Here is a 23,044-nt window from a genome sequence, read left to right as displayed (position 1 = left end):
GCCGTAAGCCATGAGGAATATCAAGCGTAGGACTTGTTACCGCTAGCCGAAAGGATCGGAAATCAGGCGCTGTACCGCGTCAACACGGCCCTGGAGGTGCCTTGTAACGAATGTCCACCCACCAGTATTTTTCCGTCGGCCTGCACGGCCACGGCCGTCGCGGTATCGAGGCTGTAGCCCAGTCGAGTGCGCAGCCAACCCTGGCCCTGGCCGAACGCCGGATCAAGATTACCGTCCGGCAGGTGTCGAGCCAGAATGAAATCGGCCTCGATGCCGCCGATGGTTGCGCCGGCCGTCACGATTTTTCCATCTGCCTGCATCTGCGCGGCCGTCCACTGGCTGGCATGGTTGCCGATTGCCAGGAGGCGGCATTGGCCGTCGTGGTTGTCCGGCGTCGGCTGGCCGTCCTTGGGAATGCACGCTGACAGACAATGCATGGGGTCGCGACTGCCGCCAAAAGCATGCAGATCGCCGACGGCGTTTTGCACGACCTGGCTGACCATCACGCTGCGCCCCTGGGCCGTGAAGGACAGGAAACCGCCGTCGCCGAAGCGCTCGTCGAGTTGGCCGCAGGCGTCGTAGCGAGCCATCAGGCCGCGCTGGGGCCAATCGATGGCTCCGCCTACGACGATGTGGCCGTCGGCCTGCAGGGCCAGGCAGCTCAGCCAGCTGTTTTTCAGCAGTCGCCGAACCATCACGAAACCACGATGGTTGAACGAGTCATCCAGTGAGCCGTCCGGCAATAATCGAATCAACACGCCAACGTGATCGGACGTCTGGAAGTGATGGTTGGCCAGGATGAATATCCTGCCATCGGCTTGCACGCGCATGTCACAGGCTTCGACCCCAGGTACGCCAGGCGGTAGCCAAGGATCGCGCATGCCCTGGGACAGGTTGCCGCAAAGTCGCACGACTTGTCGCCCGGCATCGCCAAAACCATGGACGGCGTGACCGTGGGGATCGAACAGCGCCAGGGCAGGGAGGGTATTGTCGGCGCTTTCGTAATGCAGGCCGGATAGCAGGATATTGCCGTCGGGCAGCTCGGTGACCTTGCCTGCGGTGGCTTCGCAACGCGGTGCAAACGCGTCGACCACGTAGCCGTTGATGCCAAAGTCCCTGTCGATCATGCCGTTCGGGGTAAGCCGGGCAAGACCGAAGCGACTGCCCTGGGCGGTCATGACCCGCGCCGCCAATAGAATGCGGCCGGCATGGTCAACGGCCAATCCGGTGGTGAGCGTCGAGGTATTCCCTGGAAAACGAACCCAGGCTTTACCGCCGTCGGCAAAGCCTGTGTCGAGGTGCCCGGCCTGAGCCCGGCGTATCGGGAGTGCAAATGCGGATTGAACGGGCATGCGTGGCTCTCCTTGCGCATCGACCGGCCTGGATAATGAGGCGGCGTTTGCATGAGAGCAATATTCAATCCTTGAAACAGACAGTGCACAACTGTCAGGTTCTACAGGCACGAAGACTATTCGTGCCTAAACAATGGCTTTGCAATCCAATGCCAAGCCGGCAAATAAACAACCGGCTTGTCAGGGCATTATTCAGGCATGGACCAGGATTGCAGTTTGTAGCCTTCCTGGCTCAATTCGGCACGGGCCTGTTTCAACAGGTCGGCCAGTTGAGCAGGATCGGTATAAGCGCTGCTGGGAATCTGAGTCCGGCCAATATGCGTATTGGTGCGGTCGATGACGGTCAGGCTAAGTTCGCCGTTACCGTCTTGTGGGGCCCAGGCCACGCATTGGAAAGGACGGAATGCGCGGTCGGCAATCAAAAGAGCTTCGTTGATACGGAGCGGGGCGTTCATGGCGTTATCTCTCAAGGGTGCCCAATCAAATGATGTGCCGTCGGTTGGGCGGACCGTGCGGCGGGTTACTTGTACTGATGTCCCGAACCCGGGAGCAGGTCACACAATTGATGAATAAATTTCGATTTTCTTTCAGACCCGGCTTTTGGCCTTTTGTTTGAAAGGGTGGTGAAAGATTCCAGGTTCCAAGAACTAACGAAACGCTGCCTTATAACCGCTTCACGATCTTCTTGATAACTAATCGATACAAGCAAGTGTCAACTTCTTGCTACTGTTACATGCAGGTTCGCCAAACGCCTGTTTCTAATCATATTTCCTTATTTTTGGCGCCAAGGATCAGTCATGATCGAAGCCAGTGCGTTGCGTCGTTTGCTCGTGGTCGATCCTTGCGATGATTGTCATCGCCTGATGCCGGGGCTGCGTGCCATCGGCTGGAATGTCGACAGTTGTTCCCTGGAGCACGCCAGCGACCGAAGCTGCGACGTTGGCCTCTTGCGGTTGCAGCCTTTTCATCTGGAGCGCCCCGAAGCGGTCAAGGAATTGATCAGCCGCAGCGGCGCGGAATGGATCGCCGTGCTGAACCAGGAAGTGCTGCGCCTGAAAAACGTCGGCGATTTCGTCTGTGAATGGTTTTTTGACTTCCACACGTTGCCCTTCGATGTTTCCCGGGTCCAAGTGACGTTGGGCCGAGCCTTTGGCATGGCGCGGCTGAGGGGGCAGGGCTCGGTTCACATCGACCAGCCGGAACATGAATTGCTGGGTGACAGCAAACCGATCCGCGAGCTGCGCAAACTGTTGAGCAAACTGGCGCCCGCCGAGTCACCGGTGCTGATCCGTGGCGAGAGCGGTACCGGCAAGGAATTGGTGGCGCGCACCCTGCATTGCCAATCGCAACGGCGCAACAAGCCATTTATCGCGATCAATTGCGGCGCGATCCCCGAGCATCTGATCCAGTCCGAGCTGTTCGGCCATGAGAAGGGGGCCTTTACCGGCGCCCACCAACGCAAGATCGGACGGATCGAAGCGGCCCACGGCGGCACGTTGTTCCTCGACGAAATCGGCGACCTGCCGCTGGAGCTGCAGGCCAACCTGCTGCGGTTCCTCCAGGAAAAACACATCGAGCGCGTGGGTGGCAGCCAGCCGATTGCGGTTGATGTGCGAGTGCTCGCCGCAACCCATGTGGACCTGGAAGCGGCGATCGAACACAAGCGTTTTCGCGAAGACCTTTATTACCGCTTGAACGTCTTGCAGGTGGTGATGGCTCCGTTGCGAGAGCGTCACGGGGATTTGTCGATGCTGGCCAGTCACTTCGCGCATTTCTATAGCCATGAAACGGGCCGGCGGCCGCGCAGCTTCAGTGAAGACGCCTTGGTGGCGATGGGGATGCATGACTGGCCCGGTAATGTCCGCGAACTGGCCAACCGCGTTCGTCGCGGCTTGGTGCTGGCGGAGGGGCGGCAGATCGAAGCCCGGGATCTTGGCCTGGCGAGCCACCAGGGCGTCGCCGCACCGATGGGCACCCTGGAAGACTACAAGACCCGCGCCGAGCGCCAGGCCCTGAGCGATGTACTCAACCGCCACAGCGACAACCTGAGTGTCGCCGCCCGGGTGCTGGGCGTGTCGCGGCCGACCTTCTATCGGTTGTTGCACAAGCATCAGATTCGCTGATTCAACGCGGCGCAAAACCTGTGGGAGCGAGCTTGCTCGCGATGGCGGCCTGCCAGTCAACATCAAAGTTAGCTGAGAGGACCTCATCGCGAGCAAGCTCGCTCCCACAAGGGAGGGGCATCAGAAGTAATACGGGAATTTCAGGCTAAACGTGAAATCCGGCGCATCGTCCGTCAGCCCGATGGACAGGTTGGGCACGATGGTCAGGTTGTCGCTGGCAGCCAGCGTCATGCCGATGTTGAAGTAGCCGGCATTGGCATCGCTGGAGACCACCGATTCCCAGTCCCCGCCGTCCTGCTTGAGCTTGCTTTTCTTCTGGACCAGATCGGACACCGAGAACGACATGCTCATCTTTTCGTTCAAGGCAAAGGCGATACCCGCGCCGATCTGGAAGCTGTCGCCGATCCGCACCTTACCCGGTACCTTCTGGTTGACCGTGGAACTGATGTCGTCAAACGACTCCTCGAAGTTGTGGGTGTAGGACAGGCTGCCGAACAGCACCGCCGGATCGTAGGTCTTGACCAGCGAAATCCCCGGCGTGATCGACCAGACGCCGTTGCCAGTAGGCAGGTCCTCCGGCACGAACAAGTTGGTGTTGGCCTGGGATTGGCGCAGCTTGATGCCGAACGGGTCCTTGCCGGTGGGCGCCTTGACGCGCAGGGTCACGACAGCGTCCGGGCTGCTGACCGATTCGTCCATGAACTTGTAGGCGATGCCGAAATTGACGTCGCCGATGGTCGGGTCGCGGGTCACGGTTTCTTCGCTGGTGACCCCGGCCGCGCCTTGGTTGGCGCCGCCGGATTGATAGGTGGACTCGCGATAGACCACCGGCACGTTGAGGTCGAACTGCCAGCGATTGTCAAAGTTGTAGCGACCGGTGAGGTCCAAGGTCCAGGTGTCGGCCTTGATCCGATCCAGGTTGATGTTGCCGAGGAAAATCGAATCCAGGGCCAGGAAACCGTTGAGGATCAGTTGCCGCGTGTCGTAGCGCGAATAGGTCACGCCGGTTTCGAAGCTGAATTTGCCGCCGCCGAAAAAGCCGCTGGCCTCGTCATACAGGTTGGAAACGCTTTGCGCCGGTTGCGAATCGTCGGCCAGGGATTGCCCGTAGCCGCTGCCTCCCGCCGTTGCCCCGCCATTGCCGGCGACACCCTGGTTGCCTTTCAGGTCGGCCGGCGATTTGGCCAGGCGCTTGGGTTGTGGGGCGGCGGGTTGATCTTCTACCTGGCGGACGCGCTGTTCGAGTACCGCCAGGGCTTTTTGCTGGACCTCGTAACGTTGCTTGAGCTCGAGAAGTTCCTGCTTCAGGGCCTCGATGTCGGCATCCGGTGCTGCTTGCAGCAAGGTCGCCGGGAACAACGTGCTTAAACACATCACAGCGCGCAACGATACGGATCGATACATGAAATATGCCGTCCCTATATGCCCAATGATCGGAGATCAGCGTAGATCAATATCCGAGATTTCGAAGACCGCGCAGTTGCGTCAGGTTGCAGTCCAAGGCCCCGGCGCTGGGGCCGTTGTTGTTCAGCACCACGTTGAGCTGGGTCATGTTGTTGACCAGGTTGCTGTTGCCCAGCAGGCGGGTGTTCTGCAACAAGCCACCCTGGGCCACCTGTTGCAAGGTGCTGCCCTGGTTGTGGCTGGCCTGGATCGCCATTTGCACGCCGCTGCCGGTGGCGGTGACCGCGACGCTGCCGGCGGCGTTGCTGCCGCTGATGGTCTGGCCCTTGGTCAGCAATTGGCCTTGGGATGGCGCCAGGGCAGGTGCCTGGCTGCTTTCCTTCACATTGATGCTGACGTTGTTGTAGGCGCTGTTGCCATCGCCCGCGGCTCGCACGCTCTGGGTCACGCCTTGGCCTGAGCCAAGGCCGGCACCGCCGGTAATCGTGCCGCTGCCCTGTTCCGGGGTGCTGCCGTTACCGGTTTGCTTGATGGTCGAGACGTAGAACTGCGGTTTGACCGTTGTGGACTGGATCTGCATGGAACTGGACGCGCCGATCACGTCGCCACTGGCATTGCGCCAGGTGCTGCTCATGACGATGCCAAAGCTGATGACCCTTCCGGGCATGACGTAGCGACCGCGCAGCTCGGCGAGCTCCTGGTCCTTGACTTCGATGGGTTTGAAACCGGCGTGGGCGAGACCCGACGTCGTTGCGGCCAGGCAGGCCAGCGTGAGCCAGTATGAGCGTTTCATGTGTTGCTCCCGGAGCATCCTGCTCCTTTTGTATTTTATTGGCAGTTGTACGGCGCTTAGAAAAAGTCGCTCTGGATGAAGCCGAAATCCATCAATTCCGCGTCCTTGACCGGGTTGAACCCGTCCAGTTTGTTTCGTGCCGTCAGCGGTTGCGGCGGGCTGCGCAAGGCGTTGGTCTTGTCGTAACCGGGGCCGACGATGGCAAAGACGATGCCGTTCCAGCCTTTGGCGAACTCATCATGGGCGTAGCGCTTGTGCCCGAGCACCGGGTCGGCGACGTAGACCCATTGCCTGTCGGCCCGCTGCAAGACCACAAAGTGCTTGTAGCCGCGGATTTCCATCAGGACCACAACCGGGATCGTCACCGCTTCGAGTTTTTCCGACGGTATCCGATACCCACGGGCGCGCATGCCGATGGTTTCCACGTAGCGCTTCATGTCCAGCATGGAAAAGCCCTGGGTGCGGACCAGGTCCTGGTCGGCGTTGACCAGCATGCCCTTGATGACGTGCTCTTCATCGACGTCAAGCCAATAGGCCTGGCGCAACACAGTGGCCAGCGCGGCGGCGCCGCAACTGAAATCGGTTTTCTGTTCGACGATGTCGCTGAACTTGCGCTCGCGCACGCTTTGCACGGGTTTGTAGATGAGCATGCCGCCAGGCAGGGCGGCAACGGGCATCTGCGCGGCTTCGGTCGCGCAGGCAAAGCAAATGAACAGGCAAAGGGCAGTCGCACGCATGATCGATACGCCTGATGGACATCCGGGAAAAAAGCCCCTTTTTCCAGCAGCACCCTTCATCTAAAGCATTGAAATGAGTCCGTGGCGAGGGAGCTTGCTCCCGCTGGGCTGCGGAGCGGCTCCAAGATTTTGCGGTTGCTGCGCAACCGAGCGGGAGCAAGCTCCCTCGCCACAAGATTCATCCAAACCCTAGGGGAACAGCATTACTGTTGCCGGGGCTTCGTTTCATGCGCGTCTACATGCAAGCCTTGCAGCCGGCCGCAATCGACAGCGAGTTGCTTTGCTGGTTGCCCACGCCCGCCGACACGTTGGCGCCGCCGTTACCGGAGAAGCCGTTCATGGAGTTGGTCATGGTGGCGTTGTTGTAGACAGGGTTTTTCCAACCGTCGCGAGTCAACACTTGCTGGGTATTGCTACCGGCCAGTTCGAACGTGCCTGCGACGGAGATCTTGTCGCCATCATGGCCGCCGCCGTAGCCACCTTTGTCACCCCAGCCACCTTCTTCTTTGATGGTGCCTTTGGCCTTGAAGGAGCCCGAAGCTTCGTAGGTGTTGGTAAGGGTGTCGGTCTTGTAGTTCTTCACGCCTTTATTGTCCACGACGAGACCAGTGGAGGACTGGTCAGCCGAAGCCGAGGCCTGGGCGACACGGCCACCCGACACGGCAATGGCCAGGTTGTTTTTCTGCTGGTTGAAGTTGCCGGCGGTCACGTTGATACCGATGTTGCCGGAGCCGTTGTTGCCCGCGCTGGTCAGCGAGGCGTTGTTTTGCGTGGAGTTGTTGTTCACATGGTTGTTGTTATTGACTTGCGTGGCGCTGGAAGCGGCGACAGCCGAACCGAAGATGAAGCTCTCGTCGGCGGTGGCCAGTGCGGCGGCGTTGTCTTGCTGGTTCCCGTCGCCAGCGGCGATGTTGGCGCCCATGTTGCCGTTGCTGCCGTTGAGCGAGTCAGTGGCTTCGGCGGTATTGCGGGTCGCCTGGTTGGTCACTACGTTGCCGTCGCTGTTCTGCTCATCCAGCACCGTGGCCCCAGCGCCAGGCACTGATGGAGAGCAATTGTTCCAGCGTCGGCCCTTTGGGACCATGGTTGCCATGGCCATTGCCATGACCGTTGTTGTCGTTTCCTCCAGCCTGTGCAGCCATTGCCATGACAGCGGCGAGAGCGAAAACCAATGGTTTGAGCGCCATTGTAGGTTTCATGGTGTTTCTCCTTGCGTGTCGTTGGTTAAGTGTTGGTACTTTCTTATGTACTGCGCTTATGTGCTGCGCCGGGTCAGTCAGCGACCCGGATGCTCAGGGTGTTAGCCATGCGGTTCCCCACCCCGGCACTCTGGTTCACCTGGATCACCCCTCGGCTGCCGGTGAAGGCCTGGTCGCTGGTAGCGACCTGGCGACTGCCGGTTGGGGTGTCAGTTGTTCCGGAGTTCGGTACCAGCGCCACGTTCTGCTGGGAAAGGGCGCTGTCATCCATGCTCTGCGGGCGGGCACTGATGCCCACGCGCATGACATTGGCCATCTGGTTATTGGCGCCGGCGGACTGGTTGACGCCCAGCACACCGTTACCGTTGGTGAATGAGCTGCCGCCGATGCGCGCGCTGGCGTTCAGCGCCGGGCTGGCCGGTGTGTCGAGGCGTTGGCGCACGACGGTGGTCGCCTGGGCGTTGGTGCCGATGGCGATCGCGCGGGTGTTGGTCTGCTGGGTCTGGTCGCCAGCCGCCTGGTTGAGGTTGAAGTTGCCGGTGTAGCGGCTGCCGGAATTCTGCAGGTCGGCGTGGCTGCTCACTGCCACGCCTGGATCGGCGAGTGCGGCGGATGAGCCGAGCAGGGCGATCATGAGCCAGGTCGGGTTCATCTCACTGGCCTCCCGCCAGCCGACCCAATGGGGCCAGGCCGGAACTCAGCGAGCGGTTGATCGTGCCGGAAATCGCGCCGCCGCTACCGCCGCCGTGGCCGGCACCCATGCCGGGCATGCCGTTGGGGTTGGTCACGACGTTGAGGCCTTGGACGCCGGTGTTCGGGTTGACCGTGTTACGGATCGTCGAGCCGCTGGCCACGCTGGCGAATTCGCCGTCGCTCAGCTCGGTGCTGGCGGTCGCCTGGTTGATCCGATCGGACGGATTGGCATTGACGGTGGTCGGGTAGGGGTCTTTGCCGCCATTTCGACCGATATGAACGGGTTGCACGTCACGGTTGAGTACGATGACGCCGTTGCCCTCGGCCTGCGCCGACACACTGAGCGTCGCGCTGGCGGCGCAGCCGATCAACAACAGACAGATCAACCTTCCGTTGAATGTCCCCATGACATCGATTCCTTCTTCACTGGACGCTGGCCCTAGTCAGCGTTGCGAAGAGGAAGAGCAGGTGTTGTGCCGTGTTTTGAAAAGTCTTTGGATTCAACCGTTTGCAAGTAATGGCAAATGTCTGGCGCGCAACCTGTTTCATTCCTGAGACTGGGTTTGCGGCCCACGACACGCCGCCCGCCGTCGTATGGCTCTGGATCCAGGCTTGGGAAGAGGGTGTTTCAGTGACTTGACAGTCAGGCCGGCGATGACGTGAAGCGGCGTTGGATCCGGCTTTGGCGGGTGCTTGCTGTTTCAGCGATGTAACAACTCAAGCCTGGAGTAGCCGGGAAACGGCCGCAAACACCTGCTCGCGACGTTGGGCCCAATCACCTTCGATCTTGACGAAAGGTTGCCGCTGGCGAACCAACCAGCCTTCGATGGCTTCGAAAAAAGCCACGCGTTCGGCTAGTGCTGGCTGACAACGCAAGCCGTCACCGACCCATTCGACCTGCTCGGGACTGAGCAACAGGTGCAAGTCGTAATGACGCGCCAGCAAGGCCGGTTCGAGCCAGCTCGGGCAGTCGCCGAACAAGGTCTGGCTCCAGAGGATATTGCTCAGCAGGTGAGTGTCGAGAATCAGCAGCGCCGGCTGCCGGGCGCGGGCCGCGTCTTCCCGGGCCAGTTGCCCTGTGGCGATGTCGGTGATGTCGGCCAGGCAGGTGTCGCGCTGGGTCTGTTCCATGAAATCGCGCACGTATTCATCCACTCGCAGGCCGCCAAAGTGGGCCTGCAATTGCGCCGCCAGCCAGCTCTTGCCACTGGACTCCGGGCCGGTCAGCACCACCACCTTCATACGCGCAACGCCGGGTCGGCGCGCCATTCCCGCCAGCCTTGCACTGCCAGCAGGGTAAACAGTGCATAGAGCGCGGCGGTCAGGTACAGGCCTTTGTAGATGAACAAACCCACGAAAATCACATCCAGGACGATCCACAACGGCCAGCATTGCACGCGTTTCTGTGCCATCCACCACTGGGCAACCAGACTGAACCCGGTGAGCGCGGCGTCGAGCCAGGGTTGCGCGGCGTCGGTCCAATGGGCCATTGCCGCGCCCAGCGCCAGGCTGCCAGCCGCACCGATGGCCAGGCCGAGCACCACCGACGGGCCTTCCAGGCGCGTCACCTGTCGCCCGTCGTGGTTGCGCCCGGCGCGGGTCCACTGCCACCAGCCATATAGCTGCAGGACGGCGTAGACGACCTGCAGCAACATGTCGGAATACAACTTCACGTCGAAGAAAATCCAGGTGTAAAGCAGCACCATGACCAGGCCGATCGGCCAGCACCAGGGGTTCTGCTTGACGGTCAGCCAGACAGCGATCACGCCGAGGGCTGCGGCAAACAGTTCAAGCCCGGACATGGCGGTTCCTTGGAGGAGTTGAGGAGGGCGGGGATTGTAAACGCTACGGGGCGCGGAGCTCCAATCTCTGTGCTGGATGAGGACCTCAAGTGGAAACCAAGCTGAAAGACCAACGCTAAACCTGTGGGAGCGAGCAAGCCCGCTCCCACAAAAGCCTTCTAGACCCGGAATTGCTTGAGCAAGCCGTTCAGCTGTTCGCTGAGGTCCTTCAGGCGCGCGCTGGCCAGACTCGATTGCTCGGCAGCCACGGCGGTGCTGTGGGAGAGCCCGGCGGCCTGGGTGACGTTCTGGTTGATGTCTTCCACCACGTGGGCCTGCTGCAGGGTGGCGCTGGCGATGGAGGCGTTCAGGCTGTTGAGGTTGCGCAGCGCCTGGCCGATGGCATTGAGGCTGGCGCCTGCAAGTCCGGCCTGCTCGATGGTCAGTTGCGAAGCGCGGCTGCTGTCGCTGATGACCTTCACCGCCGCTTCGGAGTGGTTTTGCAGGCGTTCGATCATGGCCTGGATTTCGGCGGTGGATTTTTGCGTGCGCTGGGCCAGCAGGCGCACTTCATCGGCCACCACGGCAAAGCCGCGACCCTGTTCGCCAGCACGGGCGGCTTCGATCGCCGCGTTGAGCGCCAGCAGGTTGGTCTGCTCGGCGATAGAGCGGATCACTTCGAGCACGCTGCCAATCTGGGTGCTTTCACTGGCCAGGGTGCGGATCACCTCCACGGCCTGGTCGATGGTCTGGGACAGCCGGTCGATCTGTTGCAGGCTGCCGTCGATATTGACCTGGCCTTGCTGGGCCTGGGACTCGGCGTCGCGCATCTCGCTGGCCGCGTGTTCGGCGTTTTTCGCCACGTCCTGCACGCCGTAGGTCACTTCGTTGATGGCGGTTGCCACCAGCTCCATTTGCTGCGATTGCTGCTGGCTGCGCTGCTGGGCCTGGGCGGCGTCGTTGCCCAATTCGCTGGACGATTGCCCCAATGCGCTGGCCGAGACCTGCAACTGGCCGACGACTTGCCGCAGTTTCGCGGTGAACGCGTTGAAGTGCCGCGCCAATTGGGTGACTTCATCCTGGCCATGGGTATCGAGGGTTCGAGTCAGGTCGCTTTCGCCACTGGCGATGTTGGCCATGGCGTTTACGGTCTCCTGCAGAGGGCGGACGATGCTGCGTACGATCAGGGTCAACAACAGGCCCATCAGCAAAGTGATCACCAGGCCGACGAGCGAGGCCTTGATCAGTTGGGCCTGGAACTCGGCCTGGACGTCATCTATGTAGACGCCGGAACCGATGATCCAGCCCCAGGGTTCGAACAGCTGGACATAGGAGGTCTTGCCCACCGGCGCCTCGGCGCCCGGTTTCGGCCAGAGGTAGTTGATCATGCCGGCGCCCTTGGCCTTGGCGATGGCGACCATTTCATTGAACAGCGCATACCCGTTGGGGTCGCGGATGGCCGAGAGGTTCTGGCCTTCGAGCTTCGGGTTGGCCGGGTGCATGACCATGACCGGCGTCAGGTCGTTGATCCAGAAATAATCCGTCTGGTTGTAGCGCAGGCCGCGAACGGCGCTGAGGGCCTGCTTTTGCGCGGCCTCGCGGGTCAGGGTGCCGGCGGTTTCCAGGCCATGGTAGTAGGTGAGCACGCCGCTGGCGGTCTGCACCACGTGCTGGGTTTTCTGGACCTTGGCCTGATACAGATCGCTGTGGATCTGTTTGAGCATCAACGCGCCGAGCGTGAACAACATCACGACCGCCACGATCAGGATGAGCCACAAGCGTCGGCTGATCGATACACTGCGCAAGCTATTCATTCGCTGTCACTCCGGTTCTTATTCTTGTCATTAACGACGGCCGGCACTTTAACGTTCGGCGGCCCTGCTGAATTGACCTGGGTCATGACGCGGCAGCGTTATCAGGGCTTGTCTGATAGGATTTCGGCCCCGCAGCGCAAAACCTGAGTCGGTTCTGCTTTTTCATTGGTTTTTTTTGCAAGGTCGCGGTTATCGTGCAGCCGCTACGTGCACCTGCATGACGTTTAAATAGTGATGAGGCCTGAACAGACAGGCGTTTTTGGGGGAAGAATGGATTTGTGGACGGCCTTTTCGGCATTGATTCTTGGCGTGGTTGAGGGGCTGACGGAGTTCCTGCCGATTTCCAGCACGGGGCACCAGATCGTCGTTGCCGACCTGCTCGAGTTCGGGGGCGAGCGTTCGATGGCTTTCAACATCATCATCCAGCTCGGCGCGATCCTCGCGGTGGTCTGGGAGTTTCGGCGCAAGATCTTCGATGTGGTGCTGGGCCTGCCGACGCAACCCGGTGCCCGTCGGTTTACCGCCAACCTGCTGATTGCCTTCTTTCCGGCGGTGATCTTGGGCGTGCTGCTCGCCGACTGGATCCACCATTACTTGTTCAACCCGATTACCGTCGCGACCGCGCTGGTGCTGGGTGGGTTCGTGATGCTCTGGGCCGAACGGCGCCAGCATCAGGTCCACGCCGAAACCGTGGATGACATGACGTGGAAGGATGCCCTGAAAGTCGGCCTGGCCCAGTGCATCGCGATGATTCCCGGCACCTCCCGCTCCGGGGCAACCATCATCGGCGGCCTGTTGTTCGGCTTGTCGCGCAAGACCGCCACCGAGTTCTCGTTCTTCCTGGCGATGCCGACCATGGTCGGTGCGGCAGTCTACTCGGGCTACAAATACCGCGAACTGTTCGTTCCGGCGGATTTCCCGGTGTTTGCCATTGGCTTCATCACCGCGTTCATCTTCGCCATGATCGCCGTCAAAGGCTTGTTGCGGTTTATCGCCAGCCACAGCTATGCGGTATTTGCCTGGTATCGGATCGCGTTTGGCCTGTTGATCCTGGCGACCTGGCAGTTTGGCTGGGTGGACTGGTCAGCGGCCAAGCCATGACCGAATCGGCCAGGCGCGCCGCGCATAAAACCGGCGGAGCCGTGCAGAACCTGCGGTTCAAATTGGCAGTTTTCGCGCTGCTGTGCGCGTTGCCGTTGACGGGGTCGCTTTTGCTCGGGCTGCAAGGCGAGTCCTGGGTGCCGATGGTCGCCTATGGCAGCGTCAGCCTGGTGGCATTCCTGCTCTACTGGAGCGACAAGCGCAAGGCGCGGGCGGACGCCTGGCGCACGCCGGAAAACGTATTGCACGCCGTCGAACTGGCCGGCGGCTGGCCCGGCGCGTTGCTGGCGCAACAGGTGTTTCGCCACAAGACCCGCAAGGTGTCGTTCCAGGTGGTGTTCTGGTTCATCGTGCTGTTGCACCAGGGATTCTGGGTCGACCAGTTGTTCCTGGGCGGGCATCTGTTGGCGTTGTTCTAGCCGCCACGCATCCCTTGTGGGAGCGAGCTTGCTCGCGATTGCGGTCTTCAATCCAATATTGATACTGGTTGGGCTGACCTCATCGCGAGCAAGCTCGCTCCCACAGTAGGTCGGTTGTACCCGCCAGCCACCGCTACAGCAACAACCCAACCTGCGTCCGCTTCGGCAATTTGCTCACCACCAGTTGATGGGAGCGCTGCAGCAACCCGCGCAACTCATCATCGCCCAGCGGGTAGGGCACGTTCATGATGATCCACTGCGCCCGGGCCAGATAAGGCGCCGGATGGATGCCTGGCCGGTCGCAATGACCGAGGAACAGGTCCTTGTCGACCTTGAACGCCAACGAATCGCTGCGCAGCCCCTGCAGGGCGAACATCTTGTTTCCGGCGATGGAAAACACCCGCACGCCACCCCATTTGTAATCCTCCCTGGCCCCTGGCAAGCCCAGGCAAAACTGTGCGACATCCTCTTCGCTCAAACTCATATCGTTTTGTCTCCACATTGTTCGAACGCCGCCACCAGGTGATCGATCCAGGCGCGCACCGCCGGCAGCATACCGCGCCGGTGAGGATAAACCGCCTGCAACCAGCCATCGGGCGATGACCAGCCGGGCAGCAGCTCCACCAACCTGCCATCCTGCAGTTCTTCTTCGCAATACATGCTGGGCAGCAACGTGAAGCCCAGGCCGGCGAGGGCGCAGGCGCGGCGCACGATGAAATCGTCGATGCCCAGGCGCGCTTCCAGGGCTAGATCGACATTTTGCCCCGTGCTGTCGAGCAGGCGCAGATGGACCAGCCGATCGGCCTCCAGCGCGCCCAACACCGGCAGTTGCCTCAGGTCGTCCGGGGTTTCGATCCGCCGTCCCTGGGTGAAGGCCGGGCTGGCGACCATCATCAGCCTGGCCTGGCGCAAGCGTCGCGTCATCAGCAACGGGTCTTCGTCGCCAAGATCGCGCACGCGCAAGGCCACGTCGATGCCTTCGCCGATCAAATCCACCCGCCGGTTCAGCAGGGTCATCTCCAATTGCACCTGGGGATACTTCGCCAGGAAGGTTTCGATGATCGACGGCAAGAACTGATGCGCCAGCCCCACGGGGCTCGACACCCGCAACCGCCCGCGGGGTTCGCTGGACATGCTCGCCACTGCCTCGTCGGCCATTTCCGCTTCGAGCAACATCGCCTGGCAATGGCGCAGGTAGCGTTCGCCGACGGCGGTGAGCTTCAACTGGCGTGTCGTGCGTTGCAGCAGGCGGGCACCGAGGCGTTCCTCCAACTCTGCGATGCGCCGCGACAGCCGGGACTTCGGGATACCCAGCAAGCGCCCGGCAGCCGCGAAGCCATCGGCTTCGACCACCTTGGCAAAGTAATACAGATCGTTGAGGTCTTGCATGTTCGGGCTCGATTGTCCTGTCAGTGGAACGAACTATCGCATTATTGCTGACTTATCGACCATTGGTTTCATCGATAGGATTGTTCTCAATTGATCGCCCAGCCGCGATCCTCACTTGGAGAGCACTCACATGAAACTGTTGCACATCGATTCGAGCATCCTCGGCGACAATTCCGCTTCGCGCCAATTGAGCCGTGAGCTGGTTCAAGCGTGGATAGCCGCCGAGCCGGACATTTCCGTCACCTACCGTGACCTGGCCGCCGACGCCATCAGCCACTTCTCCTCCCAGACTCTGGTTGCCGCTGGCACCAGCGCCGAGCTGCGTGACGCCGCCCTCAAGCACGAAGCCGAGCTCAGTGAGTCGACCATGGCCGAGTTCCTCGCGGCAGACGCCGTGGTGATCGCAGCGCCGATGTACAACTTCAGCATCCCAACGCAGCTCAAGGCCTGGATCGACCGCATCGCTGTCGCGGGCAAGACGTTCCGCTACACCGAAGCCGGTCCTGAAGGCCTGTGTGGTGGCAAGAAGCTGCTGATTGTTTCCACCTCCGGCGGCTTGCACGCCGGCCAGCCGAGTGGCATCGGCCATGAGGAATACCTCAAGCTGGTCTTCGGTTTCCTCGGCATCACCGACATCGAATTCGTCCGCGCCGAGGGCCTGGCCTACGGTGATGACATGCGCGCCAAAGCGATGCATGAGGCCCAGTTGCAGATTGGCCAGCAGTTCGCCGCTGCGTAAGGCTTGTGTAAAAGCCCCAAGCATTACGGGCAACCTTCGCAAAACCCTGTATTCTCGTCGTCATTGGATGGCCGGGATGCAGGGTTTTCCTGCATTTGGCGTCGGTTTCTGGCGCAGGTTATGCACGGCCAATGTGCGAGCAGCGGGGCCTTCCCGCGCGCTGGTGAAGGTGGAAGATTCAAATGAAACGTCTTGGTGCAGCGTTGCTGCTTTGTCTGGCTACCAGTCTCGGTTCGGTGCACGCCGCGCCGGCGCCGCATCCGCATTGGAGCGCCGGTTTTCATGAGCTGAGCTTCCTCGATCCGCTGGATCAACAGCCGATGCACGCCATCGCGTTTTACCCCTCGACTGCCCGGGAGCAATCCAGCTCGCTGGGGGGCTATCAGATCGACGCGGCGCCGGAGGCCCAGATCGCCATCGGGCGGTTTCCGCTGTTGATGCTGTCCCACGGCAACACGGGCACGCCGCTGGCCCTGCATGACCTGGCCACGTCACTGGCTCGCAAGGGGTTCGTCGTGGTGGCGGTGATTCATCCCGGTGACAACGCCCAGGATCACAGCCGGCTCGGTACCTTGAGCAACTTGTACGGTCGGCCGATCCAGATTTCCGAGGCGATCACCGCGACATTGAATGACCCGATGCTTTCTCCCTTCGTGAATGCCGGCCAAGTCGGCGTCATCGGCTATTCGGCGGGTGGCGAAACCGCCTTGATCCTGTCCGGCGCCACGCCAGACCTCAATCGCCTGCGCCGCTACTGCCAGGAACGACCGGACGACCGCGACGCGTGCAATACCCAAGGTGAACTGGTTGCCGATCGGGATGACCTGTCCCCGGTGGCGGATCCCCGGGTTCGTGCATTGCTGCTGATGGCGCCGCTGAGCTTGAAGTTCGGGCGTCACACCCTGGCGGATGTGCATGTGCCTGTGCTGTTGTATAGCGGTGACGGCGACAAGCTGGTGGCGTTTGACAAGAATGCCGCCGCGCTGGCTCGCAAGCTCCCCACGGCGCCGGATTTCAAGACCTTGGCCGGGGCAGGGCACTTCGTATTCCTGGCGCCCTGCACCGACGAGCAGATCGCGGCCATGCCGGCGCTGTGCACCGATGCCGATGGCGTCGACCGCAAGGACATCCATCGCACCATGATCACCGAAGCCACTCGCTTTTTCAGCGACGCCCTCGGCAAGCCGACGCGTGCCGGCTTGAGGACGGCAGATCAATAATCGGCTTTTTCGGCCCGACGCCTCAGCAACAAGGCCAGTCCCAGGCCGACGACCGAAAGCAGTGCCGCAAAAAAGAAAATCGCGGGGTACCCCAGGTTCGACGCCACCGCGCCCATCAGTGGTCCGGCAATCGCCAATGCCAAGTCGAAAAACACCGCGTAGGCGCTCAATCCGGCGCCCCGGCTGCTGTTGGGCACCTGCTTGATGGCCTCCACCCCCAGCGCCGGATAGACCAGCGACAGCCCGAAACCCGCCAGTCCCGCGCCGATCAAGGCGAACGCGGTGGACGGCGCCAGCCACAGCAACACCAAGCCCAGGGTTTCGATACTCATGCAGACAATCGCCGAGCTGAAACCACCGAAGCGGGCGATGCTGGAAATGAACAACAGCCGCGACAGGATGAAGCAAATGCCGAAGACCGTCAGGCACCACGCCGCGCCGGTCCAGCCGCGGCTGACATAGAACAGCGTAATGAAGGTGGTGAGCGTGCCGTAGCCGATCGAGGCCAGGCACAGGCTCGTGCCGAACGGTGAGATGCGCCCGAACACCGCCCAGAACGGCAGGCGCTCGCCGCGCACGACCGGCACCGAGGGTTTGTTGCGAATCAGCAGCAGCGCCATGCCGGCCAACAATGACAAGGCGATGCCCAGGCTGGCGAAGCCGAGGCTGCCGACCATCACCACCCCCAGCGGCGCACCGATGGCGATGGCCCCGTAGGAAGCGATGCCGTTCCAGGAAATCGACCGGGCCGTGTGCTCCACGCCGACCTGGCCCATGCACCAACTGATCGTCCCGACGCCGATCAGGCCCTGGGCTACCCCGAGCAACAGACGACCGGCGATCAGGATCAACAGGCTTGGCAGTGCGAAATCCTGCAGCAGTGTCGAGATCAATGTCAGCACGCCGCTGAGCAGAATCCCCAGCAAGCCATAGACGATGGCCCGCTTGGTGCCGACGCTGTCCGACAACCGCCCGGCCATGGGCCGGCTGAGCAGGGTGGCGAGGTACTGGGAACCGATGGTCAGCCCGGCGATGACCGCACTGAAGCCCAATTGCTCGTGGACATACCCGGGCAACACCGCAATCGGCAGGCCGATGCAGAGGAAGGCAATGAAGGTGTAGAAAACGATGGAGACGATCTGCAAGGTGATCGACAAGGAACTGGGAGCGGGCTGGGCTGTTGGCATGGGACTCGTTCGCGGGCAGCGGCAGGAGTGTTTCATCATGGCGTGTGACGGGAAGAAAAGGAAGCTGGCTAACGGTTTGCTTGTGTCATGGCCCTCGCCACAGGGGTATCCATGGATTCTGTGCTGTAGGAATGAAAAAGCCCCGTCACATGGACGGGGCTTTCACTTGCAGCTCGAAGCTTACAACTCGCGGCTGCTCTTAGAACATCACACCCTGGCTGCGCAGGTAGTCGTCATAGGTGCCGCTGAAGTCGACCACGCCGTCGGCGCTCAGCTCGATGATGCGGGTTGCCAGGGACGACACGAACTCGCGGTCGTGGCTGACGAAGATCAGCGTGCCCGGGTAGTTCTCCAGCGCCAGGTTCAGCGCTTCGATGGATTCCATGTCCAAGTGGTTGGTCGGTTCGTCCATTACCAGCACGTTCGGCTTTTGCAGGATCAGCTTGCCGAACAGCATGCGGCCCTGTTCACCACCGGAGATGACCTTGACCGACTTGAGGATCTCGTCGTTGGAAAACAGCATGCGGCCCAAGGTGCCCCGGATGATCTGTTCGCCCTGCGTCCACTGGCCCATCCAGTCGAACAGGCTGACGTCGTCTTCGAAGTCGTGGGCGTGGTCCTGGGCGTAGTAACCCAGCTCCGCGCTTTCGGTCCACTTGACCGAGCCAGCGTCCGGCGTCAGTTCGCCCATCAAGGTGCGCAGCAGGGTGGTCTTGCCGATGCCGTTCGGGCCGATGATTGCCACGCGCTCGCCGGCTTCGACGGTGAAGCTGAAGTTCTTGAACAGGGTCTTGCCGTCGAAGCCCTTGGACATGCGCTCGATGGTCACGGCCTGGCGGTGCAGCTTCTTAGTCTGTTCGAAGCGGATGAACGGGCTGACGCGGCTCGATGGCTTGACCTCGGCCAGCTGGATCTTGTCGATCTGCTTGGCGCGGGAGGTGGCCTGCTTGGCTTTCGAGGCGTTGGCCGAGAAGCGGCTGACGAACGTCTGCAGTTCGGCAATCTGGGCTTTCTTCTTGGCGTTGTCCGACAGCAGTTGCTCGCGGGACTGGGTGGCCGCGATCATGTACTCGTCGTAGTTGCCCGGGAACAGGCGCAGCTCACCGTAGTCCAGGTCGGCCATGTGGGTGCAGACGCTGTTCAGGAAGTGCCGGTCGTGGGAAATGATGATCATGGTGCTGTTACGCGCCGTGAGGATGTTTTCCAGCCAACGGATGGTGTTGATGTCCAGGTGGTTGGTCGGTTCGTCGAGCAACAGCACTTCCGGATTGGAGAACAAGGCCTGGGCGAGCAACACACGCAGCTTCCAGCCTGGCGCGACTTCGGTCATCGGACCGAAATGCTGTTCCAGGGGAATGCCCAGGCCCAGCAGCAGCTCACCGGCGCGGGATTCGGCGGTATAGCCGTCCATCTCGGCGAACTCGGTTTCCAGCTCGGCCACGGCCATGCCGTCTTCTTCGGTCATTTCCGGCAGCGAATAGATGCGGTCGCGCTCGGCCTTGACCTTCCACAGCTCTTCATGGCCCATGATCACGGTGTCGATCACGGTGAATTGCTCGTAGGCGAACTGGTCCTGGCGCAATTTACCCAGCCGTACGTTCGGCTCCAGCATCACCTGGCCGCCGGACGGTTCGAGGTCACCGCCGAGGATTTTCATGAAGGTCGACTTGCCGCAACCGTTGGCGCCGATCAGGCCGTAGCGGTTACCCGCGCCAAACTTGACAGAGACGTTTTCGAACAGTGGCTTGGCGCCAAACTGCATCGTGATGTTAGCTGTAGAGATCAAAGGTTTATCCTGCGGAACATTCAGAGTAGCTAAGGGTGCGGCAGTACCTGTTCAGTACCTGTTTGCGCCGATCCGCACCGCGCTAGAGGCTTCGCGGTCGCAAGCGCAAGGGTCCATCCGGCATAAGAGGACAGCAGCATACGGAGCGCCTGGCCCGAGTGCATATGCGCCGAAGTCGGGACTCCCGGCATCGGCCAAAGGGGGCGCGTGATATTTGGCGGCGATTGTACTGATCTGGGCGCGTTAACGATAGGGTGTTGCCCTGGCTAGACAGTTTTTCACAACTGAGGGATAACTTCAGGTTACAAACTGTGGCTAAAATGCCATCTCACTCGACGCCTCTCCCTTGCCGCTTGGCTGGCCTGGAGAAGTAGCCTCTTCACTTCTGGACCCAACCGATTCCGTGAAGCTCATCATCGTTGCGATCTATCTCCTCTCCATTGGCTATGTGCATCTGCGCGGACGCGTGCGGCACAAGCTCGGCCGTCAACTGAGCGACCACTCGTCCTTCCTCGCGCCGATCAATTGCCTGCTGTACTTGTGTTCCAAATGGCCGAACAAGCCGTTTTTGAATCCCGAGCAATTCCCGGACTTGAGCCCGCTGCAGGCGCATTGGGAAGAAATCCGCGCCGAAGGCCAGAGCCTGCTGCAGGCGGGGGCGATCAAGCGTTCCGACCAATATGACGATGTGGGTTTCAACTCGTTCTTCAAGACCGGCTGGAAGCGCTTCTACCTCAAGTGGTACGGCGACAGCCATCCGTCGGCCATGAAGCTGTGCCCGCGCACGACCGAACTGGTACAAGGCATCGGATCGATCAAGGCGGCGATGTTCGCCGAATTGCCGTCCGGCTCGAAACTGGTGCGCCATCGCGATCCGTATGCCGGGTCCTATCGCTACCACCTCGGCCTGCAGACGCCCAACGATGCCGGGTGCTACATCAATGTCGACGGCGAGACCTATCACTGGCGTGATGGCGAAGCGGTGGTGTTCGACGAGACGTTCATTCACTACGCCGAAAACACCACGCCGCAGAACCGCATCATCTTGTTCTGCGACGTGGAGCGGCCGATGAAATACCGTTGGGCCACGGCGTTCAACCGCTGGTTTAGCCGCACCGTCATGGCCGCCGCCGGCGCGCCGAATGATGCCGGCGACAAGACTGGCGGCCTGAACCGGGCATTTTCCCGGCTGTACAAGATTCGCCTGCAAGGCAAGGCGCTGAAGAAACGCAATCGCAAGCTGTATTACTTGCAGAAATGGGCGTTCTTTGGCGCGCTGCTGGCGATTTTCGTCTGGATCTGACGGATTCAGGGTTTTTCAGCCTCCAGCTGGTCCCACATCCTGGCGGTGATCCGCTGGCGATGGCTATAGCCTTCCCACGGATCGGCGCCCAGGCCCTTGGCCCGTTCCAGTGCAGTCTGGATATCCCATTGCTGGGCATTGCGCAGGTCTGCGAGCTCATCCCGGGCGATCGGCACCGACACCGGTAGCCCGGGCCTTGCGCGCACCGAATACGCGGCCACTGTACTGGCGCCGCGGGCGTTGCGCAGGTAGTCGACGAACACCTTGCCCACGCGGTTTTTCGGCCCCATGGTCGCGGTGATTCGTTGTGGCATCTGCCGGGTCAGGAATTGCGATATGGCCTTGGCGAAGGCCTTGGTGGTGTCCCATCCCTCGCTGCGGGCCAGCGGCACGATGATGTGCATGCCTTTGCCACCGCTGGTCTTGAGAAATCCTTGCAAACCCAGCTCGTCGAGGACCGACAAGGTCATGCGCGTCGCCTCCAGCATGGCGCTCCAGGGCAGTGACGGATCCGGGTCCAGGTCCAGGACAAACAGATCGGGCGCTTCGATCCGGTCATGGGTCGCCGTCCAGGTGTGCAACTCCACCGCGCCCATCTGCGCCGCGCCGACCAGGGCGTGGATACTGTCGATTTCCATCAGCGGCGCATGGCCCGGGTCCAGGCGCGGATCCAGCTGTTTGATATGGGGGATTTCCAGGCGATCGGCATGTTTCTGGAAGAACAGCTCCTCGCCAATTCCTTCTGGTGCTCGCACCAGCGCAACCGGTCGCAACTTGAGGTGCGGCAGGATCCACGGAGCGATCTCCAGGTAATATTGCGCCAGCTCGGCTTTCTGCACGCCACTGACGCTATCGACCACGCGGTCGGGGTGGGTGATGACCACACCGTCGACTTTGGCGGTGTCGCCCTTGGTACGTCGCTTGGATTTGGGCGCCGCAGCTTTTATCGGCATGGGTTGCTCGCGGACCACGCGATTGGCCTGGCTGTCACCCGGCAGATCGAGGAACACCGCCTGGCGTATCAGGCCGTCGCCGGCCCACTCGGCGAATTCGACCTCGCACACCTGCGTCGGCTCGACCCAGTGCACACCGCGCCCCTGTGCGCCTTTGAGCGGCTGGTCCAGTGGTGAGGTCTGGCGTTCCTGGGCGCACAGTTGTTCATGCAGTTGCTTGAGCTGGGCCTGGCTGAAACCCGTGCCAACCCGGCCGGCATACGCCAGCCCCGACGGCCCGTTGACCGCCAGCAACAGCGCACCGAAACCGTTGCGCTTGCCCTGCGGGCGTGTGAACCCGACGATGACGAAGCATTGGCGCAGTCGACACTTGAGCTTGACCCAATCGGAGTTGCGTCCCGAGACATACGGGCTGCCCAGGCGTTTGCCGACCACGCTGTCGAGCGAGAGGGCTGAAGCGCTTTCGAAGATGTCATGTTGGCTGGCGGAAAACGCTTCGGAAAACCGCAGGCGCTTGCTGGCGTTGTTCTTCAACGCATTTTTCAGCGCGGCGCGGCGTTCTTCCAAAGGTTTTTCACGCAGATCGACACCGTTGAGAAATGGCGCGTCGAAGAGGAAGTACACCATGTCGACGCTACGACCGATCTCGAAGGCCTGGCGCAGGGCGGGGAAGTCGGAATGACCGGTGTCGTCGAGCAGGACCAGTTCGCCATCGAGCCAGCTGTCGCCCAGGTCCAGCTGCGTCAGGGCCTCGGCATGCAGCTTGAGGCGGTCGGTCCAGTCCGTGTGGTGGCGGTTGAACAGCCGGACCTCACCTTTTTCGATGCGCGCCAGAAGCCGATAACCGTGAAATTGCACTTCATAGCGCCATTCCCCGGCGGGTGGTTGTTCCACCGGCGTGGCCAGCTGCGGTGACAGGCGCTCCGGGAGCTGGCTCGTGGCTGCCTGCTTACCCCGTCGGGCGCGGCTGCGAGTCGTTGTGGCGTCCGCTTCCACGGCGGACAGACGGGCAGATTCACTCTCGGCCTTGGCCATGACAGATTCCCTTGTG

General features: G+C 61.4%; 21 protein-coding genes and 1 pseudogene. 6 read left to right on the top strand and 16 right to left on the bottom strand.

Translation table 11 applies throughout. The features are described 5' to 3' along the window. Positions 1-62: 62 nt before the first annotated feature. Both AB4N42_RS19315 and AB4N42_RS19310 read right to left on the bottom strand, forming a co-directional pair. Positions 63-1,352, bottom strand: coding sequence for a hypothetical protein (locus AB4N42_RS19315; RefSeq protein ID WP_030142712.1), 1,290 nt, complete (start codon positions 1,350-1,352; stop codon positions 63-65). 188 nt (positions 1,353-1,540) lie between these two features. After that, positions 1,541-1,807: a hypothetical protein gene (locus AB4N42_RS19310; protein ID WP_030142711.1), complete on the bottom strand. Its 267-nt coding sequence runs from the start codon at positions 1,805-1,807 to the stop codon at positions 1,541-1,543. 342 nt (positions 1,808-2,149) lie between these two features. On the opposite strand from AB4N42_RS19310, the gene AB4N42_RS19305 reads away from it, so the two are divergent. Further along, positions 2,150-3,475 (top strand): sigma-54 dependent transcriptional regulator, encoded by a 1,326-nt coding sequence (locus tag AB4N42_RS19305; RefSeq protein ID WP_030142710.1) that lies wholly within the window; start codon positions 2,150-2,152, stop codon positions 3,473-3,475. A 120-nt stretch (positions 3,476-3,595) separates the two neighbouring features. Here AB4N42_RS19305 and AB4N42_RS19300 read toward each other — a convergent pair whose 3' ends face one another. The 9 genes and pseudogenes from AB4N42_RS19300 to AB4N42_RS19260 all read right to left on the bottom strand — a co-directional run bounded on the left by AB4N42_RS19300 (position 3,596) and on the right by AB4N42_RS19260 (position 11,896). Beyond that, the gene (locus AB4N42_RS19300) at positions 3,596-4,879 is read right to left on the bottom strand and encodes a hypothetical protein (RefSeq protein WP_217861874.1); all 1,284 of its coding nucleotides are present in this window, start codon (positions 4,877-4,879) and stop codon (positions 3,596-3,598) included. Between the two features lie 46 nt (positions 4,880-4,925). Beyond that, positions 4,926-5,672, bottom strand: coding sequence for a hypothetical protein (locus AB4N42_RS19295; protein ID WP_198796959.1), 747 nt, complete (start codon positions 5,670-5,672; stop codon positions 4,926-4,928). A 56-nt stretch (positions 5,673-5,728) separates the two neighbouring features. Next, complete coding sequence (locus AB4N42_RS19290) at positions 5,729-6,409, bottom strand: C39 family peptidase (protein WP_030142707.1); 681 nt, start codon at positions 6,407-6,409, stop codon at positions 5,729-5,731. Between the two features lie 235 nt (positions 6,410-6,644). Continuing rightward, a pseudogene (locus tag AB4N42_RS19285) lies at positions 6,645-7,608 on the bottom strand (heme utilization protein). Positions 7,609-7,681: 73 nt separating this feature from the next. Next, a complete protein-coding gene (locus AB4N42_RS19280; RefSeq protein WP_030142705.1) occupies positions 7,682-8,260 on the bottom strand; it encodes a hypothetical protein in 579 nt (192 codons plus the stop codon). Position 8,261: 1 nt separating this feature from the next. Beyond that, positions 8,262-8,708, bottom strand: a complete 447-nt coding sequence (locus AB4N42_RS19275) for a hypothetical protein (protein ID WP_460115179.1) — start codon at positions 8,706-8,708, stop codon at positions 8,262-8,264. Positions 8,709-9,018: 310 nt separating this feature from the next. Next, on the bottom strand, positions 9,019-9,543 hold the full coding sequence (locus AB4N42_RS19270) for an AAA family ATPase (protein WP_030142703.1): 525 nt from the start codon (positions 9,541-9,543) through the stop codon (positions 9,019-9,021). Further along, on the bottom strand, positions 9,540-10,103 hold the full coding sequence (gene pnuC, locus AB4N42_RS19265) for a nicotinamide riboside transporter PnuC (RefSeq protein WP_198796955.1): 564 nt from the start codon (positions 10,101-10,103) through the stop codon (positions 9,540-9,542). The genes AB4N42_RS19270 and pnuC overlap by 4 nt, the downstream gene beginning before the upstream one ends. 158 nt (positions 10,104-10,261) lie before the next feature. After that, positions 10,262-11,896, bottom strand: a complete 1,635-nt coding sequence (locus AB4N42_RS19260; RefSeq protein ID WP_030142701.1) for a methyl-accepting chemotaxis protein — start codon at positions 11,894-11,896, stop codon at positions 10,262-10,264. Positions 11,897-12,166: 270 nt separating this feature from the next. Here AB4N42_RS19260 and AB4N42_RS19255 point away from each other — a divergent pair, with 270 nt between their 5' ends. Together AB4N42_RS19255 and AB4N42_RS19250 are read left to right on the top strand one after the other, a co-directional pair. Continuing rightward, positions 12,167-12,997 (top strand): undecaprenyl-diphosphate phosphatase, encoded by an 831-nt coding sequence (locus AB4N42_RS19255; protein ID WP_030142700.1) that lies wholly within the window; start codon positions 12,167-12,169, stop codon positions 12,995-12,997. After that, entirely contained in the window at positions 12,994-13,416 is a 423-nt protein-coding gene (locus tag AB4N42_RS19250) for a DUF1294 domain-containing protein (RefSeq protein ID WP_030142699.1), read from the top strand. Before AB4N42_RS19255 ends, AB4N42_RS19250 begins: the two co-directional genes overlap by 4 nt. Before the next feature lie 133 nt (positions 13,417-13,549). On the opposite strand, the gene AB4N42_RS19245 is transcribed toward AB4N42_RS19250, so the two are convergent. Together AB4N42_RS19245 and AB4N42_RS19240 are read right to left on the bottom strand one after the other, a co-directional pair. After that, on the bottom strand, positions 13,550-13,900 hold the full coding sequence (locus AB4N42_RS19245; RefSeq protein ID WP_030142698.1) for an MmcQ/YjbR family DNA-binding protein: 351 nt from the start codon (positions 13,898-13,900) through the stop codon (positions 13,550-13,552). Next, positions 13,897-14,805 (bottom strand): LysR substrate-binding domain-containing protein, encoded by a 909-nt coding sequence (locus AB4N42_RS19240; protein WP_030142697.1) that lies wholly within the window; start codon positions 14,803-14,805, stop codon positions 13,897-13,899. Before AB4N42_RS19240 ends, AB4N42_RS19245 begins: the two co-directional genes overlap by 4 nt. Positions 14,806-14,935: 130 nt before the next feature. Here AB4N42_RS19240 and AB4N42_RS19235 point away from each other — a divergent pair, with 130 nt between their 5' ends. Continuing rightward, positions 14,936-15,544: an FMN-dependent NADH-azoreductase gene (locus AB4N42_RS19235; RefSeq protein WP_030142696.1), complete on the top strand. Its 609-nt coding sequence runs from the start codon at positions 14,936-14,938 to the stop codon at positions 15,542-15,544. Between the two features lie 182 nt (positions 15,545-15,726). Next, positions 15,727-16,764, top strand: a complete 1,038-nt coding sequence (locus tag AB4N42_RS19230; protein WP_030142695.1) for an alpha/beta hydrolase family protein — start codon at positions 15,727-15,729, stop codon at positions 16,762-16,764. Here the strand turns inward: AB4N42_RS19230 and AB4N42_RS19225 are convergent. Together AB4N42_RS19225 and AB4N42_RS19220 are read right to left on the bottom strand one after the other, a co-directional pair. Continuing rightward, entirely contained in the window at positions 16,758-17,951 is a 1,194-nt protein-coding gene (locus AB4N42_RS19225; RefSeq protein ID WP_030142694.1) for an MFS transporter, read from the bottom strand. The two genes, AB4N42_RS19230 and AB4N42_RS19225, sit on opposite strands and share 7 nt — an antisense overlap. A gap of 199 nt (positions 17,952-18,150) precedes the next feature. Continuing rightward, positions 18,151-19,737, bottom strand: coding sequence for an ABC-F family ATPase (locus AB4N42_RS19220; protein WP_030142693.1), 1,587 nt, complete (start codon positions 19,735-19,737; stop codon positions 18,151-18,153). Between the two features lie 403 nt (positions 19,738-20,140). Between AB4N42_RS19220 and lpxO the strand changes: the two genes are divergently transcribed. Next, on the top strand, positions 20,141-21,040 hold the full coding sequence (lpxO, locus tag AB4N42_RS19215; RefSeq protein ID WP_198796952.1) for a lipid A hydroxylase LpxO: 900 nt from the start codon (positions 20,141-20,143) through the stop codon (positions 21,038-21,040). A 5-nt stretch (positions 21,041-21,045) separates the two neighbouring features. On the opposite strand, the gene ligD is transcribed toward lpxO, so the two are convergent. After that, positions 21,046-23,028 (bottom strand): DNA ligase D, encoded by a 1,983-nt coding sequence (gene ligD, locus AB4N42_RS19210; protein ID WP_460115178.1) that lies wholly within the window; start codon positions 23,026-23,028, stop codon positions 21,046-21,048. Positions 23,029-23,044 lie beyond the last annotated feature (16 nt).

This window comes from Pseudomonas sp. H2_D02, from assembly GCF_054677635.1.
This window is presented reverse-complemented; position numbering and strand designations above follow the sequence as displayed.

Bases quoted from the DNA above. Each gene is read 5' to 3' on its own strand.
- AB4N42_RS19250 (WP_030142699.1), top strand. From the start codon at position 12,994: ATGACCGAATCGGCCAGGCGCGCCGCGCATAAAACCGGCGGAGCCGTG.
- AB4N42_RS19290 (WP_030142707.1), bottom strand. From the start codon at position 6,409: ATGCGTGCGACTGCCCTTTGCCTGTTCATTTGCTTTGCCTGCGCGACC.
- AB4N42_RS19305 (WP_030142710.1), top strand. From the start codon at position 2,150: ATGATCGAAGCCAGTGCGTTGCGTCGTTTGCTCGTGGTCGATCCTTGC.
- AB4N42_RS19270 (WP_030142703.1), bottom strand. From the start codon at position 9,543: ATGAAGGTGGTGGTGCTGACCGGCCCGGAGTCCAGTGGCAAGAGCTGG.
- pnuC (WP_198796955.1), bottom strand. From the start codon at position 10,103: ATGTCCGGGCTTGAACTGTTTGCCGCAGCCCTCGGCGTGATCGCTGTC.
- AB4N42_RS19235 (WP_030142696.1), top strand. From the start codon at position 14,936: ATGAAACTGTTGCACATCGATTCGAGCATCCTCGGCGACAATTCCGCT.
- ligD (WP_460115178.1), bottom strand. From the start codon at position 23,028: ATGGCCAAGGCCGAGAGTGAATCTGCCCGTCTGTCCGCCGTGGAAGCG.
- AB4N42_RS19245 (WP_030142698.1), bottom strand. From the start codon at position 13,900: ATGAGTTTGAGCGAAGAGGATGTCGCACAGTTTTGCCTGGGCTTGCCA.
- AB4N42_RS19230 (WP_030142695.1), top strand. From the start codon at position 15,727: ATGAAACGTCTTGGTGCAGCGTTGCTGCTTTGTCTGGCTACCAGTCTC.
- AB4N42_RS19275 (WP_460115179.1), bottom strand. From the start codon at position 8,708: ATGGGGACATTCAACGGAAGGTTGATCTGTCTGTTGTTGATCGGCTGC.
- AB4N42_RS19300 (WP_217861874.1), bottom strand. From the start codon at position 4,879: ATGTATCGATCCGTATCGTTGCGCGCTGTGATGTGTTTAAGCACGTTG.
- AB4N42_RS19240 (WP_030142697.1), bottom strand. From the start codon at position 14,805: ATGCAAGACCTCAACGATCTGTATTACTTTGCCAAGGTGGTCGAAGCC.
- AB4N42_RS19255 (WP_030142700.1), top strand. From the start codon at position 12,167: ATGGATTTGTGGACGGCCTTTTCGGCATTGATTCTTGGCGTGGTTGAG.
- AB4N42_RS19260 (WP_030142701.1), bottom strand. From the start codon at position 11,896: ATGAATAGCTTGCGCAGTGTATCGATCAGCCGACGCTTGTGGCTCATC.
- AB4N42_RS19310 (WP_030142711.1), bottom strand. From the start codon at position 1,807: ATGAACGCCCCGCTCCGTATCAACGAAGCTCTTTTGATTGCCGACCGC.
- AB4N42_RS19295 (WP_198796959.1), bottom strand. From the start codon at position 5,672: ATGAAACGCTCATACTGGCTCACGCTGGCCTGCCTGGCCGCAACGACG.
- AB4N42_RS19315 (WP_030142712.1), bottom strand. From the start codon at position 1,352: ATGCCCGTTCAATCCGCATTTGCACTCCCGATACGCCGGGCTCAGGCC.
- AB4N42_RS19280 (WP_030142705.1), bottom strand. From the start codon at position 8,260: ATGAACCCGACCTGGCTCATGATCGCCCTGCTCGGCTCATCCGCCGCA.
- AB4N42_RS19225 (WP_030142694.1), bottom strand. From the start codon at position 17,951: ATGCCAACAGCCCAGCCCGCTCCCAGTTCCTTGTCGATCACCTTGCAG.